Genomic DNA, 15,641 nt, shown 5'->3' with positions numbered 1-15,641 from the left:
AGCAAGATTTTGTGATCGTCACCGTCCCTGTAGGAGCCGGCTTGCTGGCGAAGGCGGCCTTGAATTTTGCATCAATCTCGTGGACCTCATCGCTGGCAAGCCAGCTCCCCACGCAGCACCCCGGCACCCGGTTCATCACCTGTTCCGACAGCCGCGTCGTGCCGGAGCTGCTGACCCAGCAAGAACCCGGTGAGCTGTTCGTGATCCGCAACGCCGGCAACATCGTGCCGTCATACAGTCCGCATCCCGGGGGTGGCTTCGTGGCCCTGGCCGAGCACCCGACGACTTGCGCCGTGTATGGCAGAGCGTTTGAGGCTGCTTGATCAAGACCGCAGCGACCGCCGTGATGGCGGTCGCTGGAAGGAAGGCTTCAGCGTTTGACGCCCAGGTCGACCTGGGTCATGCGGCTACGGATGGTGAACACGCCATCGCCCGAGAGAATCGCGCTGCGGGCAAACAGTCGTCCGCTTTCCCAGTTCGAAAGACCCAGTTCCGGTTTGTTCAGCGCGTACTGACCGTCAACCCAGCGGGTGATGCCGTTGCCGACAAAAGGCGCGTTGACCGCGTTGTAGAAACGGTCCTGAGCCTCGGCACTTTCGCTGATGAGCGACACCGTGAATTGCGGGCTGTAGCGGTTGAACAAGACGATGGCGCTGTCCAGGTCATCGACGATTTTCAGGCTGACTTCCGGGGTTTCTTCCCATTCCCACTCGCGCCCCAGTTGATCTTCGGGCAGCGGTTCGGCCAATGCTTCGGTCTGGTAGCCTTCGGCGCGATACACCTGCACCGTTGCCGCTTGCCAGTCGCTCGGCAAGTACGCCTCGCTGCCCTCGACGATGTGCAACTTGCAGCCCTGCCCCCGCGCCTTGCCTGCCTGTTGCAGGGCATCGAGAAACAGCGGGACCAGCTCTGCAGCACGATCACGGTGAATCAGGCACACGTTCAGGGTGTTGCAGACTTTGCGGTCCAGGGAGTTGCGCACCACGCTGGCGAAGCGCTGGGCATCCGCATCTGCATGGGCGACCAGCCAGGCGCCACCGGTGCCGTGCAGGCTGACAGCGGTGCCTGCCTGCTGCGCGATGCTGCCCAACTGACTGACTGCGCGGCCCGAACCACGGGCCACGGCCAGCGACAGGCGCCGGTCGGCGAACATCGCCCAACCGGCGGCATGATTGACGCTTTCCACCAACGACACCGCGCCATTGGGCAAACCGGCGTCGGCCAACGCTGGATTCAGTGCGTGACTGACGATTGCCTGAGCAGTGCCCAACGCATCGCTGCCAATGCGCAAAACGGCAGTGTTGCCGGTGCGCAATACGCCGGCGGCGTCGGCGAAAACGTTCGGTCGACCTTCGAAGACAAACGCGACGATGCCCAGCGGCGAAACCACTTGCTCGACCTTCCAGCCGTCGTGCTCGACGCAACTGACCACTTTGCCGCGCATGGCCGAAGCATCGCGCCAGGCGCGCAGCCCGGCAATCATGTCGCGACGCATGCGCTCATCGGCCAAGAGGCGTGTGGTCGAACGACCGCGCGCCTTGGCCCGCTCGATGTCGGCCAGGTTCGCGGCCTCGATCAAGGCCCAGCACTCAGGGGTTTCCAGGCGCTGGGCAAACAAATCGAAAAATGCGCTGATCGCCTGATCAGAAACGGCGGACATTGCCGTGAATGCCGCTTCAGCACGTTCGATCGCGACCGCTGCTGCTCGCTGGTCCACCACCGGAATCAGCAACAGTTCACCGCTGACCTGCTCCACCAGCAGGTGATCACCGGGCTGGAAGCGTTCTGCCAGTTCGGGGCTGACAACCGTGACACGGTTACCGGCGAAAGGGATCGGCGTGCCAGCGACTAGACGTTCGAGCGCAAGAGACATGAAGCGGTATCACCATGCTGAGGGCGGCCGGAAAATGTATAGCAATTGCGCGAGAGCGTCACGGCCCTTTGTGGTTGCGCTTTTGTGTGGAGCAAGCTTGCTCGCGATAGCGGTAGGTCAGCCACATTGAAGTATCTGGTCCATTGTCATCGCGAGCGAGCTTGCTCCTACAAGGGATAAGCGGTGTTTGAAGTATCACAGTGTGTACAACCCCGCACCGACGACACATCGCAGATACACCCCGTTGATTGAATTCGTCTGTCGATTGGCCACGCCGATCCAAACGTTCAACTCACTCAAGGGGACCATCGCCCATGAACACCTCAATCTCCTCGGCCGTCAAAGGCCTGCACCTGAACCTGGACCGTGCCGGCGACTGGATTGCGCCGCTGGCCTTGCGGGTGTTCCTCGCCTGGGAATTCTTCGAGTCGGGCCTGGAGAAGCTCAACGGCCAGAACTGGTTCGCCGACATTCAGGAGCGCTTCCCGTTTCCGTTCAACCACGTCTCGGCAACACTGAACTGGGAGCTGTCGATGTGGGCCGAACTGATCTGCACCCCCTTGGTCGCCTTCGCTCAGAGCTGGTTGGCCACCGCCATGTTCACGAAGCGGCTATCGAAGCGCAGCTTGATGTTGTTCTTATCACCAAGGGTAGAGCCGTCGGCAAACTGCATGCCCACCGCATCGGCGCTGGTGGCGGCCTGGCCCAGCAAGCCTTTGGCAAAGGAGAAGGTGCGCACCTTGTCCATGGTATGGCGGATGGCGTCGGAGTTGGCGAACTCGAACGCGGTGCCCGGCGTATAAAACAACATGGTTTGCGTGAGTTGTTCCTCGTAGCCTTTAAGGTCGGTACCCGAGCGCTCGGCCATCGAAGTACGTGCGGCGATGGCCTGCCCGTCGTCGCCGCTCATCAATTGCAAGGTCTCGAACCACGCACCGACCAACGCCTTGCCCAGTTCCGGATTGGCCGCCAGCGTCTCGGTGTTCACCGCCATCATGTCAATGATCTCCCCCGGTATTTCTTTGGAGGTGAAGACCTGAACCGCCGTCGGTGACTGCTTCATCACCATGCTCAATTGCGGATTCCACAATGCTGCCGCCGTCACCCCGGACGTGGAGAACGAAGCCACCGCATCAGCATCGGAGGTGTTCATGATCTTGATATCGCGTTGGCTCAGCCCATGGATGTCCAAAGCCCTGGACATCAGGTAGTCGGACACCGACAACTCCACCAGATTGACCTGCTGGCCCTTGATGTCGGCAAAGCTCTTGCCGTTCTTCAGGACGATGGCGTCGTTGCCGTTGGAGTAATCGCCCAGAATCAGCCCCGTGGTGTCCACGCCATTGGCGCTCGGGATGGTCAAGGCATCCATGTTGGTCATGCCGCAGGCATCGAATGCCCCCGCGGCGTACTGGTTGATCGACTCGATGTAGTCGTTGAGTTGCACCAGTTCAATCTGGATGCCGTACTTTTTCGCCCATTTTTCGATGATCCCGTGTTCGCTGGCGTAGCCCCACGGCATCCACCCGGAATAGATCGACCAGGCCACCTTGAACGACTGTTTTTTCTCGGCCGCAGAAGCACCGAAAGCCACACAGGACAACGCCAGCAACACGAATGCAAAACGGTAGAACACGCACGAGAATGCCTTCATGGAAACCTCACGGGTTATGAATGGGGTGACGCATTGGGTTCAAACGAGCGGCCGGGTGTAGCGGCTCAATGTCGGGGATTCGCGCTCGTACCATTGCGCGGCACGGTCGGTGAAGCCGGTGGCGGGTGAATAGCTGACCTGCGGCTCCAGCGTGTCGATGACAAACAAGCGCTCGCGGACAACACCGTCGACCTGAAGCAACTGGAAAACGTGCTGACCGTCAGGGTGAATCTCGAAGCCTTCCTGCGAGATCAGCGGCTGACCGATGCGTGCAGCGCAGGTCGATAGGGTCACGTTGTAGCCCTCTGCGAGGGAACCACAGGCAACTGAAGTCTCGAAGTTGAAGGCCTGGCTGAGCCATGGCAGATCATCGGCATGGCGCGCAACCGCATCACGCAGATCGAGGGGGCCGCACTCAAGCACCTCGGCACGCCCAAGCACCAGCGCCGCATGATCGCCGCACACGATCAGCCCACCACCACGGTGGTGCACGCGGCCGCTGTCCAGTTCCTTTTCGTGCAGCAGTCGCAAGCCGATCAATGCCCCCGGTGCCGATGATTGCAAGCGCCAGTCTTCGACGTAGGCGTCACTGGGTGAGAACTCGATCATGCAGTCACCGATGCGCTTGAGCAGTCCAGGCTCCGGCCAGCGATTGTGCACCTGCAAAGACGTGTCCGTGTGCCAGCTCAGGGTCTCGCCTTCCCAGGAACACAAGGCTTCCCAGCCTTCGTAATTGGCGAGCACTTGCAGCTCTTGCGCGTTGTACGCCGACAAGGGCTTGGCCGCGACCTGCTGGTGCTCGAGCGGCAGGCGCAGATCGATGGTGAAATTGCGACTCTGGAACCAGCACACGTGGGTCTGCACGTCGGTCAGGCCGTCGGCATAACTGATCGCCCGGCGCTTGTAGAAACCGAGCATCCAGTCAGGAACACCGTGGGGTGATTGTTGTGCAAATTGCTCGACAAGGTCGTGAAGGTGCATGTCAAACCTCCTCGCAGATGGGGGCGTAGCCGAATGACGACAAGCCTTTGGCGCCACTGGGCAAACTCAGCTCGCCCCGCGCCATGCGTTGCTTGAGATAGCGAAAGGTTTGCAGGGTTTGTGCATACAGATGCTCACCGCAAACCACCGGCCCATAGCGGCTCGGCGTTGCCGGTTCGAGCAGTTGCGCGATAGGTTCGATGACCGTGTCATAGTCGCAAGCGCAGAACATCGGGAAGGAATAACGCTCTTCACTGACCTTGCGCACCCGATGGGCCGTGGCGACGTAGGTGCCATTGCTCAGCACCTCCATCATGTCGCCGATATTGATCACAAATGCACCTTCGACCAGCGGCACGTCGATCCACTGCCCTGCTCCGTTCAACACTTCAAGCCCCGGCGCAGTCGGCAGCAGGATGGTGAAGCATTCGTAGTCGGTGTGCGCGCCAATGCCCGGACGATCCTGCGGTGCATCCTTTGAATACGGATAGTGGATCAATCGAAGTTGACTGGGCGGATGATTGACCCACTGGCTGATGGCGTTTTCCGGTAAACCCAAGGCCAGCGCAAAGCCCCGAAACAGCGCAAGGCTAAGACTGAACACCGCGTCGTAGTAAGCCTTGATGTCCTGCTTGAAACCCGGCAACACTGGCCAGCGATTGGCCCCCAGCATGGGGCGCTGCCCCTCTGGCAGGACATAGTCGAAGCCAACGTCGAAGGCCTCCTTGTGATCGATGCTGCCCTCGACAAACTGCTCCTCGCCCTCCGGGACATACCCGCAGTGATTGCTCGAAAGCCCGATGTAATCCTGCATCTTGCGCTCGACCGGCTGGGCGAAGTATTCAACGCTCCGTTGCTTGAGACGATTGATGATCTGCGGATCGATACCGTGCCCGGTCACATAGAGGAAACCTGCCTGCTGCGCGGCGTTCCCCAACGCTGCGGCGGCTTGGATGCGATCGGCTGCGCAGTCGGAAAACAGTCCGCCAATGTCCACGAGGGGCAGGTGTTCGAACGCTGAATGAGGGGTAGTTCGAGGCGTGGGCGCCATAAGTAACCTCCTGATGATTAGTCAAAATGTCACCTGGTCGTCCAGATATCGCAGAGCCGCTAGGCCTCCGGGTCGTCCCGGATCAATCGCACCAGAACCGGTGCCAGAGGAATGGAGCAATGTGCGTGCCACGTTCGGACTGATCACCGAACGAGTTACGATCACATTGATTTAAAAGATATTTTAATGATTGTCAGGTCAAGCAATTCCCAACCCTTTCACCTCCAAACAGCACCACGATGGAGCACCTCGCACATCGGCGAGTGCAGGCGGATAATGCACGGGTTTGCACTTGGCCGAGGGACCGAAAGATGCCGCTGACTCTCTACTTCCATCCGCTCTCGTCGTACTGCCACAAAGTGCTGATCGCACTCTACGAACACGACATCGAGTTTGAAAAAAAGATCATCGACCTGGGCAACGAGGCCGACCGGGCAGAGCTTCAAGCCCTGTGGCCACTGGTCAAGTTTCCGGTGATCCGCGATCACGCACGTCAGCGCGACGTGGCGGAATCGAGCATCATCATCGAGTATCTGGACCACTTTCATGCACGCCGACATCGCCTGATTCCCGACGATTGGGAGGCTGCGTGGGAGATTCGTTTGTGGGATCGTTTTTTCGACCTCGACGTCCAGGGGCCGATGAACCAGATCGTCCTCGATCGCCTGCGCTCGACAAACGGCGACCTGACCCGGGAACGCGCCGCACTGACGACCGCGTACGGCATGCTCGACCGTCAATTGGCGTCCAGAATGTGGGCCACCGGAGACGAGTTCAGCATGGCCGACTGCGCCGCCTGCCCGGCATTGTTCTATGCCGATACGCTGGTGCCGTTTGCCGATGACTACCCGCACTTGAATGCGTATTTCGAGCGGCTGATCACCCGACCTTCGTTCCAGCGAGTGATCGACGAGGCCAGACCCTGGTTTTCTATCTATCCGTTTGCCGATGGCATTGCGCAGCGGTTTCGCTAGCCATCGGTGATTGCATGACAGTTATTTGACCAGCCTGATTTCCTTTGATGGCCGATAACCGAAATACGCGTTGTAGCATTTGCTGAAGTGGCTGGGCGAAACGAAACCACAGGCTACCGAGACTTCGACGATGGTCAACGTGGTGTGCTGAAGGAGTCGACGTGCTTCAGTTATCCGCAAGTCCATGTAATAGCGTTGCGGGGTGGTGCCAAGCTGCTCTTTGAACAGACGTTCGATCTGTCGACGGGATCGGCCCGCGTACAGGCAGAGCACCTCCATTTCCAGCGGCTCCTCCAGGTTGGCATCCATCAAGTTGACCATTTCCCTGAGAGGACCGCTGACCGACACGTTCAGCGTTGGCTTGATGCGCCGGTAACGCGAAGCTTCAAATGCAAGAATGTCTTCAATGCCGTCGGTCAGTGCCTTGTCGTGCAAGCCCTTTATCCACTCGAGGGCCATGTAGAACGCACCATTGGGACTGGATGCGGTCAGGCGGTCGCGATCAACCACATAGGCTTCACTGGTGACTTGAGCCAGCCTGGCAATTTCCGCCAGTGCGGGACGATGTTCAGGGTGAATCGCGCAGCGATATCCATCCAGCAAACCGGCTCGTCCGAGGAACCAGGCGCCATTCCACACACCAGCCAGCGTAACGCCCTGATCAGACGCTTCGCGCAACAGATTGATCAATGCATCGTCCGCTTTGAGTGCCGTACGGTACCCGCCACAGACAACCAGCAAGTCCAGGTCCTGGATCGCGGCATGATTGAGACTTGCATCGGGTCGAATGACCAGCCCCAGATCACTGATCACTTCCCCTTCCGTCAGCCCGAAGGTTTTCGTTGAGAACAATGCAGGCCTTAACAGGTTTGCAGTGACAATCGTATCGAGCGCCTGGGTAAACGCAGGCAACGAAAAATGCTCCAGCAACAAAAACCCTGCGCGGGCCCGAAGGACCGGTTGGCCCTCATGATCATTGAGGTAGCGAAGATTCTTACCCTTCATGCCACCACTGAACTGACGGCGCTCTACCAACGGATATCTCGCTTGATCATGGGGGTCCACATTTGATTAAACGCCTTTGATGCCCAGACACCAAGCCGAAAAAACTGATCTGCATGTCTGCATAATGCGCGGAATGTGCCCTGTTTACTGCAGATGAATTCCAGGATCAAGTACAAGGGTGACAGAGGAGGATAGACAACTGAAAGGAGAGCCCACGCCGAACAGGCATTGGCGTTTCTCAAAGACACAATCATCCCAAGCTGGCGCGTTGACGGCCGACTGACGGGATGAGTGTAAGGAAAATGGCAGGGGCGGCTGGATTCGAACCAACGCATGGCAGGATCAAAACCTGCTGCCTTACCGCTTGGCGACGCCCCTGTAGGTGTTGCGACGAGAGCGTGGCGCTCTCTTGTGAAGCTCCTGCGCTGCGAACCCTGTAAGGGTTGCTGCAAGAGCGGGCGGAAATTTATCAACTTTCTCGCCGTCTGGGAAGCCCTTTTAGTACAAATTGTTTTTTAAAACAGATGCTTACTACCCATTGAAGCACTTGGCGACGGTAAAAACCCTGACGCAGGCGCTTCTACAGCCCGCAATTCAACCCGAACGGCAGCGCGCTGAGCGAAACGTTTCACCGGAAGAAAATTTTCGTCTGCTACGCTTTTCTAATTCGAATGGAGTCGGGCTATGGATGCAAAACAGGACTTCCCTTGACACGCTTGGGTATGGAATGTGAAAGGCAAATTGATCAGTGCCGCGGTCATCCTCATTGTCACGGGTGCCGCAATTTATGGCGTCAACATCTGGAGCCTAGTCGAAAGCAAACGGCAGGAAACCCTGTGCAACACCGCTCAGCAGCACATGAAGGCCCTGGAAACCCAAGCTCGGGCAATGGCCGCTGGATTGACGGTCGAGGCCTATGCCGAAGCCGAAAAAGCGGAAGCAGGCAAACTGGTCAAAGCCCTCGACACCGCAAAAAACCAGGCTGAGGTCGATGCTGTCATCGACGAACATGCCACCGCGATCAAAGCCCAGATCGTTGCCGAAGATGCAGAAGTCGAGTCCCGCGGTGAGCAACCATTTCTCGGCCAGAAAATGAAAGAGCAGAAAATCACTACGGACGTCAGCCAGGAGTTTAAACGCGCCGAAAAGGCCGTCGCTGAAGCCTGTAACTAGTCTCGATTTTTTCGACAGTGGAGCGCGGCATCAGGGCCGCGCTCCACCCGTCCGTCAATGCGGCGCGCGCGGGATGGTCTTGAGCAGGTCTTCAGGGCTGATGTGACCGACCACGCTGCCCGGTTGCGGCAGGTTGAAGATGTGGCCTTTCATTTTGCCGATGATGTGCATTTCGCAAGGCTTGCAGTCGAACTTCAGCGTCAATACTTCGTCGCCGTGGATCAACTGCATCGGCGCGACCTTGGTACGCACGCCAGTCACGCCCTTGGCCTGTTTCGGGCACAGGTTGAAGGAGAATCGCAGGCAGTGCTTGGTGATCATCACCGGCACCTCGCCGGTTTCCTCGTGGGCCTCGTAGGCCGCATCGATCAGCTTCACGCCGTGGCGATGATAGAAGTCGCGGGCCTTCTGGTTGTAGACGTTCGCCAGGAACGACAGGTGCGATTCCGGGTACACCGGTGGCGGTGTGGTCTCGGCCTTGCGACCACCGCGCGGGTGAGCGGCGATGCGCGCTTCGGTCAAGGCTTCAATCACTTCACGGCGCAAGGCTTTGAGCTGCGAGTTCGGAATGAAGTACGCCTGTGGCGCATCCAGCTTGATGTCGATGGCGTGGTACTGCGTAGTGCCCAACTGACCGAGCAGGTCCTGCAATTGCTCCAGTGCCTGCTCCGGCTTGTTGGCGGCACCGAACGGCCCTTTCAGGGTGACGCTGGCGCTGATGCCCTCTTCGCTGGTCGCGGTGAGTTCCAGCTGCTCTTCACGCAGGCTAGCGACCCAACGCAGGGCCACGCGACGCTCGGCTGAGGTCTTTTGCAGCGCCTGTTGCCAGTTGTGATCGAGGTTGCGATTCAGCGGATGGTTGGGGCGCAGTTTGTACATCCCCTCCGGCATCTCGTTTGGCTCGACGCGATAGCGATAACGCTTCTCGCCGTCCTCCTCGAATTCGCCTTTCGGCTCGGCGATGTTGGCGCGGAAACCCACGACTTCACGCTTGACCAGCACATTGAGGCCGTCGCCGTTGGACAGCGGTTCGTGCGTGACGACCTGCATGTCACGCTTGGCGACTTTCTCGACCACACCCACCGGCAAACCGGTGAAGGTCGGCGAGTCGAAGGCGCCGATGTCGATCTTGCGATCCGTGACGAAGTAATCGGTGCTGCCACGGTGGAAGGTTTTTTCCGGGTCGGGCAGGAAGAAGTGCGCGGTGCGGCCGCTGGAGGCACGGGCCAGGTCCGGGCGGTCTTCGAGTACGGCGTCGAGGCGCTGGCGGTAATAGGCCGTGATGTTTTTCACATAGCCCATGTCCTTGTAGCGCCCTTCGATCTTGAACGAACGCACGCCGGCCTCAACCAGGGCGCGGATGTTGGCGCTCTGGTTGTTGTCCTTCATCGACAGCAGGTGTTTTTCGTAAGCGATCACACCGCCCTTTTCGTCCTTGAGGGTGTAAGGCAAACGGCACGCCTGGGAGCAATCGCCGCGGTTGGCGCTGCGACCGGTGTGGGCGTGGGAAATGTTGCACTGCCCGGAAAACGCCACGCACAACGCACCGTGGATGAAGAACTCGATGGCCGCGTCGGTCTCGTTGGCAATCGCACGGATCTCTTGCAGGTTCAGCTCACGGGCCAGCACCAGTTGGGAGAAGCCGGCCTGATCGAGGAACTTTGCCCGTTCCAGGGTGCGGATGTCGGTCTGGGTGCTGGCGTGCAGCTCGATGGGTGGAATGTCCAGCTCCATCACGCCCAGGTCCTGGACGATCAGCGCATCGACACCGGCATCGTACAACTGGTGGATCAGCTTGCGGGCCGGCTCCAGTTCGTTGTCGTGCAGGATGGTGTTGATGGTGGTGAACACCCGCGCGTGATAGCGACGGGCGAATTCCACCAATTCGGCGATTTCGCTGACTTCGTTGCAGGCATTGTGGCGGGCGCCGAAGCTCGGGCCGCCGATGTAGATCGCATCAGCGCCATGCAGGATCGCCTCACGGGCGATGGCCACGTCACGGGCGGGGCTGAGCAATTCCAGATGATGTTTGGGCAGGGACATAATATTTTTTTAGTCAGGCTGTCACGGTCGAGGCGTGCATTGTAGCGGTGAAACGCTTGAGGGGCACCCGTGTGCTGCCGGGTGGCGTTTTGTGTAGACCTGACGACCTGAATCCCTGTAGGAGCGAGCTTGCTCGCGATAGCGGTAGACCATTCAAAATGTATGTCGATTGACACGCCGTCATCGCGGGCAAGCCCGCTCCTACATTTGATCGACGTGGACCACACATTCAGCCCATGACCAACATTCCCCGTAGGAGCAAGCTTGCTCGCGATAGCGATAGACCATTCAAAATGAATGTCGACTGACACTCCGCCATCGCGGGCAAGCCCGCTCCTACATTTGATCGACGTGGACCACACATTCAGCCCATGACCAACATGCCCCCGTAGGAGCAAGCTTGCTCGCGATAGCGGTAGACCATTCAAAATGGGTGTTGGCTGACACGCCGTCATCGCGGGCAAGCCCGCTCCTACAGTTGATCGGCGTGGACCACACATCCAGCCCATGACCACCATGCCCCTGTAGGAGCAAGCTTGCTCGCGAAAGCGGTAGACCATTCAAAATGGATGTCGACTGACACGCCGTCATCGCGGGCAAGCCCGCTCCTACAGTTGATCGGCGTGGACCACACATTCAGCCCATGACCAACATGCCCCTGTAGGAGCAAGCTTGCTCGCGAAAGCGGTAGACCATTCAAAATGGATGTCGACTGACACGCCGTCATCGCGGGCAAGCCCGCTCCTACAGGGTTTTGTGTATGTCTGGTGGAGGTCAGGCCTTGGCGGCCATCGCGGTCACTTCCACGCGCATGCCTTCGACCGCCAGGGACGCTACGCCCACAGCAGCGCGGACCGGCCATGGCTTGGCGAAATAGCGCTTGTAGACTTCGTTGAACGCGGCGCGGTCGGCCATGTCGGTGAGGTAGATGGTCAGGTGCATCACGCGGTCCATGGAGCTGCCGGCACGTTCCAGTGCCACTTTCAGCGCTTGCAGGGTGCATTCGCTTTGCAGGGTGATGTCGCCCAGTTCCAGGCTGCCGTCGGCGCGGGTCGGAATCTGCGTGGAGACCAGCACGCCGCCGAAACCGACGACGTCGGAGGAAATCGAATCCGCATCAGGATCGGGCGTAAAGGTCAGGTCGTGGTTTGCCATGGGAACTCTCTTGCTTGAAAGGGTAAGGCGAATGCCTTTGACGCAGCCAGTTTACAGGCCAATCCCGACGCATCGCTAATCCAGGCTCGACGACTGCTCCAGACCGGTCGCCTGCCGGTACTGACGCGGCGTGAATCCGGTCGAGGCCTTGAACTGCCGAGTGAACGCACTGTGGTCGGTGTAGCCGCATTGCAAGGCAACGTCGGTGATCGGCATCTCGGTGTGCAGCAGACGATAAGCATGTTCCAGGCGCACTTTCTGGATCATCTGCCGCGGTGTCAGGTGGAACACGCGCTTGCAGTAGCGCTCCAGTTGCGCCACTGAAATACCGGCGATGCGCGTCAGTTCGCCAAGCGTCACGCGTCGATTGAAGTGCGCGCGAATGTGCTCATCGACCGCCGCCAGGCGCTGATACGCCGGGTGCGTATCGCTCGCCGATTGCAGGTCGACCGAGATCCCGGCCAGGCCGATGATTTCATTGCGGCGGTTATACAGCGGCCGCTTGTGAGTCAGGCACCAACCCGGTTCTCGACTGCCGTACAAGTGCAGCTCCAGTTGATCCTCCAGGACAAAACCCTGCTCCAGAACCCGTCGGTCCTGCTCGGTATAACCGGGGCCCAATTGCGCCGGAAACACTTCGGCGCTGGTTTTCCCCAAGAGCGGTTTCAACTGCTTCAAGCCGCAGCGTTGCACCAGCGTGCGATTGGCCATGACATAGCGCGCCTGAACATCCTTGATGAAGATCGCAGCATTGGGAATGACATCCAGCATGGGCAGCAACAGCGCAACGCCGGCCAGCAATTGCTCGATGGATTCGGGGCGATTCGAGTCGTCGCCCTGGCACAGCATTGCAAACGCATCCTGAGTCATGAACCCGCCCTTCGCAAAAATCAGACAGTGCCCATTGTGCTGATTTCGTCATCGACACCCAAGAAAAACATCAATCGCGAGTTCGCCGCCACGTTCAATCTATGGCCACCGCCCTCCTCGGCAAAACCGACCGGGGCGACTTGAAGTGCACACCTGCCTATCCAATAACTCACAAGAAGGCGATGCCATGTCAGGCCAAGGCAAGTTCAAAAAACAACTGTCGTTGATAGACCTCACGTTTATCGGACTGGGGGCGATTTTCGGCTCCGGTTGGCTGTTCGCAGCCAGTCACGTCTCCGCGATTGCGGGGCCGGCGGGGATATTTTCCTGGTTGCTGGGCGGGTTTGCCGTTCTGCTGTTGGGCATCGTTTATTGTGAATTAGGCGCGGCGCTGCCCCGTGCCGGCGGTGTGATTCGCTACCCGGTTTATTCCCACGGCCCGCTGCTGGGTTACCTGATGGGCTTCATCACGCTGATCGCGTTTTCCAGCCTGGTGGCCATCGAAGTGGTCGCTGCGCGTCAGTACGCTGCTGCATGGTTTCCCGCATTGACGCAGGCCGGCTCCAGCAATCCAACGGCGCTTGGCTGGCTGGTGCAGTTTGGCCTGTTGTGCCTGTTCTTCATGCTCAACTACTACAGCGTGAAAACCTTCGCCAAGGCCAACAACCTGATCAGCCTGTTCAAGTTCATCGTGCCGTTGCTGGTGATCGGCGTGCTGTTCACCTTTTTCAAACCGGAGAACTTCCAGTCCCAGGGCTTCATGCCGTTCGGGCTGTCCGGTGTCGAAATGGCGGTGTCCGCCGGCGGCATTATCTTCGCTTACCTGGGGCTGACGCCGATCATCTCGGTGGCCAGCGAAGTGAAGAATCCGCAACGCACCATCCCGATTGCACTGATCCTCTCCGTACTGCTCTCCACCGCGATTTATGTGCTGCTACAAGTGGCCTTCCTCGGCGGCGTGCCCACCGAAATGCTCGCCAATGGCTGGGCCGGCGTCGCCAAAGAACTGGCCCTGCCCTACCGCGATATCGCCCTGGCGTTGGGTGTGGGTTGGTTGGCTTATCTGGTGGTGGCCGACGCGGTGATCTCCCCGAGCGGTTGCGGCAACATCTACATGAACGCCACCCCACGTGTGATCTACGGCTGGGCGCAAACCGGGACCTTCTTCAAGATCTTCACCCGCATCGACGAAAAGTCCGGCATCCCGCGTCCGGCGCTGTGGCTGACCTTTGCCCTGTCTGTGTTCTGGACCCTGCCCTTCCCTTCGTGGGAAGCCCTGATCAACGTGGTCTCCGCCGCGCTGGTGTTGAGCTACGCCGTGGCGCCGGTCTCCGTTGCCGCCCTGCGCCGCAATGCGCCGGACATGCCGCGACCATTCAAGGTCAAGCGCATGGGCGTCCTCGGCCCGGTGTCGTTCATCATTGCCGCGCTGATCGTCTACTGGTCGGGCTGGAACACCGTGTCCTGGCTGCTCGGCCTGCAAATCCTGATGTTCGTGATCTACCTGCTGTGCGGTCGCTATGTGCCGACGCAACACCTGAGCCTGGCCCAGCAAGTGCGTTCTTCGGCATGGCTGATCGGCTTCTACGCCGTGACCATCGTGCTGTCCTGGCTCGGCAGTTTCGGCGGCATGGGCGTACTCACCCATCCTTTCGACACCGTGGTCGTGGCGGCCTGTGCGATGGGCATTTACTACTGGGGCGCGGCCACCGGCGTGCCGGCGCATCTGGTTCGCCTGGAAGAAGAGGACGCTGAAAGCGAAGCCGATTCTGTTCACCCCGGCACGACCACTGGCCAGCGTCCAATCGGCGTGTCCGCCCAGACCTCTCGCTGAAATTCAGGCCAGCAATGCCTGCGTGTTCCTCTGAATGGAAAGGTTTATGAAAAAAGTACATGTCATTGATTCCCACACCGGCGGCGAACCGACTCGCCTGGTGATGTCGGGCCTGCCCCAGTTGCCCGGCCGGACCATGGCCGAGAAGCGCGATGCCCTGCGCGAGCAGCATGATCCATGGCGTCGCGCCTGCCTGCTGGAACCTCGTGGCAACGATGTGCTGGTGGGTGCGCTGTACTGCGAACCGGTGTCGCCGGATGCCACCTGCGGCGTGATTTTCTTCAACAACGCCGGCTACCTCGGCATGTGCGGCCACGGCACCATCGGCCTGGTCAACTCGCTGCATTACCTGGGGCATATCCAGCCCGGCGTGCACAAGATCGACACCCCGGTCGGCCCGGTCAACGCGACGTTGCATGAGGACGGCAACGTCACCCTGCGCAACGTGCCCGCTTACCGCTACCGCCAACAGGTGCCGGTCGAGGTGCCCGGCCATGGTCGTGTCCATGGCGATATCGCCTGGGGCGGCAACTGGTTTTTCCTGGTGTCCGACCACGGCAAAACGTTGCAGATGGACAACGTCGACGCCCTGACCGAGTACACCTGGGCGATGCTCAAGGCCCTCGAAGCCCAAGGCATCCACGGCGAAGACGGCGCGCTGATCGACCACGTCGAATTGTTCGCCGAGGACGACCAGGCCGACAGCCGCAACTTCGTCATGTGCCCGGGCAAGGCCTACGACCGCTCACCCTGCGGCACCGGCACCAGCGCCAAACTGGCCTGCCTGGCGGCCGACGGAAAACTCGCCGTCGGTGAGCGCTGGGTCCAGGCCAGCATCACCGGCAGCCAGTTCGTCGGCAGCTATGAATGGGACGGCGAACGCATCATCCCGTCCATCACGGGCCGCGCCTACATGACCGCCGACGCCATGTTGCTGATCGACGAACAGGATCCCTTTGCGTGGGGCATCTGAGCCCTACGCGTCTTTCCTCAATCAATCTGTATGAACGCTTCAAGGAGTTACAACA

General features: G+C 59.6%; 12 protein-coding genes, 1 tRNA gene and 2 pseudogenes. 6 read left to right on the top strand and 9 right to left on the bottom strand.

Annotation, left to right across the window (positions count from 1 at the left end):
- Positions 1 to 131: 131 nt before the first annotated feature.
- Positions 132 to 254, top strand: a pseudogene (locus QYH43_RS23115) (carbonic anhydrase); the annotation flags it as partial.
- A 116-nt stretch (positions 255 to 370) separates the two neighbouring features.
- Here QYH43_RS23115 and QYH43_RS23110 read toward each other — a convergent pair.
- Positions 371 to 1,873: an aldehyde dehydrogenase family protein gene (locus QYH43_RS23110; protein ID WP_301158194.1), complete on the bottom strand. Its 1,503-nt coding sequence runs from the start codon at positions 1,871 to 1,873 to the stop codon at positions 371 to 373.
- A gap of 314 nt (positions 1,874 to 2,187) precedes the next feature.
- Here QYH43_RS23110 and QYH43_RS23105 point away from each other — a divergent pair.
- Positions 2,188 to 2,430, top strand: a pseudogene (locus QYH43_RS23105) (DoxX family protein); the annotation flags it as partial.
- 17 nt (positions 2,431 to 2,447) lie between these two features.
- Here QYH43_RS23105 and QYH43_RS23100 read toward each other — a convergent pair.
- From QYH43_RS23100 to QYH43_RS23090, 3 genes are read right to left on the bottom strand one after another with little or no spacing between them, the layout of a single operon-like run.
- Positions 2,448 to 3,527, bottom strand: a complete 1,080-nt coding sequence (locus QYH43_RS23100) for a putative urea ABC transporter substrate-binding protein (protein WP_095058539.1) — start codon at positions 3,525 to 3,527, stop codon at positions 2,448 to 2,450.
- Positions 3,528 to 3,566: 39 nt separating this feature from the next.
- Positions 3,567 to 4,508 carry a hypothetical protein gene (locus tag QYH43_RS23095; protein WP_301158193.1) on the bottom strand — a complete coding sequence of 314 codons (942 nt, stop codon included), beginning with the start codon at positions 4,506 to 4,508 and terminating at the stop codon, positions 3,567 to 3,569.
- A 1-nt stretch (position 4,509) separates the two neighbouring features.
- Complete coding sequence (locus tag QYH43_RS23090; protein ID WP_095058537.1) at positions 4,510 to 5,559, bottom strand: 2OG-Fe(II) oxygenase family protein; 1,050 nt, start codon at positions 5,557 to 5,559, stop codon at positions 4,510 to 4,512.
- Positions 5,560 to 5,870: 311 nt separating this feature from the next.
- On the opposite strand from QYH43_RS23090, the gene QYH43_RS23085 reads away from it, so the two are divergent.
- Positions 5,871 to 6,533 carry a glutathione S-transferase family protein gene (locus QYH43_RS23085; RefSeq protein WP_095058536.1) on the top strand — a complete coding sequence of 221 codons (663 nt, stop codon included), beginning with the start codon at positions 5,871 to 5,873 and terminating at the stop codon, positions 6,531 to 6,533.
- A gap of 21 nt (positions 6,534 to 6,554) precedes the next feature.
- On the opposite strand, the gene QYH43_RS23080 is transcribed toward QYH43_RS23085, so the two are convergent.
- Both QYH43_RS23080 and QYH43_RS23075 read right to left on the bottom strand, forming a co-directional pair.
- The gene (locus tag QYH43_RS23080) at positions 6,555 to 7,568 is read right to left on the bottom strand and encodes a GlxA family transcriptional regulator (RefSeq protein WP_177408818.1); all 1,014 of its coding nucleotides are present in this window, start codon (positions 7,566 to 7,568) and stop codon (positions 6,555 to 6,557) included.
- A gap of 273 nt (positions 7,569 to 7,841) precedes the next feature.
- Positions 7,842 to 7,916 (bottom strand) — tRNA-Gln (locus QYH43_RS23075).
- Positions 7,917 to 8,267: 351 nt separating this feature from the next.
- Here QYH43_RS23075 and QYH43_RS23070 point away from each other — a divergent pair.
- Entirely contained in the window at positions 8,268 to 8,711 is a 444-nt protein-coding gene (locus QYH43_RS23070) for a hypothetical protein (RefSeq protein WP_095058535.1), read from the top strand.
- A gap of 54 nt (positions 8,712 to 8,765) precedes the next feature.
- Here QYH43_RS23070 and QYH43_RS23065 read toward each other — a convergent pair whose 3' ends face one another.
- The 3 genes from QYH43_RS23065 to QYH43_RS23055 form a co-directional block, all read right to left on the bottom strand.
- Entirely contained in the window at positions 8,766 to 10,754 is a 1,989-nt protein-coding gene (locus QYH43_RS23065) for a U32 family peptidase (RefSeq protein ID WP_095058534.1), read from the bottom strand.
- 774 nt (positions 10,755 to 11,528) lie between these two features.
- A complete protein-coding gene (locus tag QYH43_RS23060) occupies positions 11,529 to 11,909 on the bottom strand; it encodes a RidA family protein (protein WP_008021538.1) in 381 nt (126 codons plus the stop codon).
- Positions 11,910 to 11,984: 75 nt separating this feature from the next.
- Positions 11,985 to 12,779, bottom strand: a complete 795-nt coding sequence (locus tag QYH43_RS23055; protein ID WP_095058533.1) for an AraC family transcriptional regulator — start codon at positions 12,777 to 12,779, stop codon at positions 11,985 to 11,987.
- Between the two features lie 187 nt (positions 12,780 to 12,966).
- On the opposite strand from QYH43_RS23055, the gene QYH43_RS23050 reads away from it, so the two are divergent.
- Both QYH43_RS23050 and QYH43_RS23045 read left to right on the top strand, forming a co-directional pair.
- Positions 12,967 to 14,613, top strand: coding sequence for an APC family permease (locus tag QYH43_RS23050; protein WP_095058532.1), 1,647 nt, complete (start codon positions 12,967 to 12,969; stop codon positions 14,611 to 14,613).
- Between the two features lie 46 nt (positions 14,614 to 14,659).
- Positions 14,660 to 15,586, top strand: coding sequence for a 4-hydroxyproline epimerase (locus QYH43_RS23045; RefSeq protein ID WP_095058531.1), 927 nt, complete (start codon positions 14,660 to 14,662; stop codon positions 15,584 to 15,586).
- Positions 15,587 to 15,641 lie beyond the last annotated feature (55 nt).

This window comes from Pseudomonas sp. C32, assembly GCF_030417915.1.
Lineage (GTDB): Bacteria > Pseudomonadota > Gammaproteobacteria > Pseudomonadales > Pseudomonadaceae > Aquipseudomonas.
The sequence above is the reverse complement of the archived record's forward strand: the minus strand, read 5'-3'. Positions and strand labels throughout refer to the sequence as shown.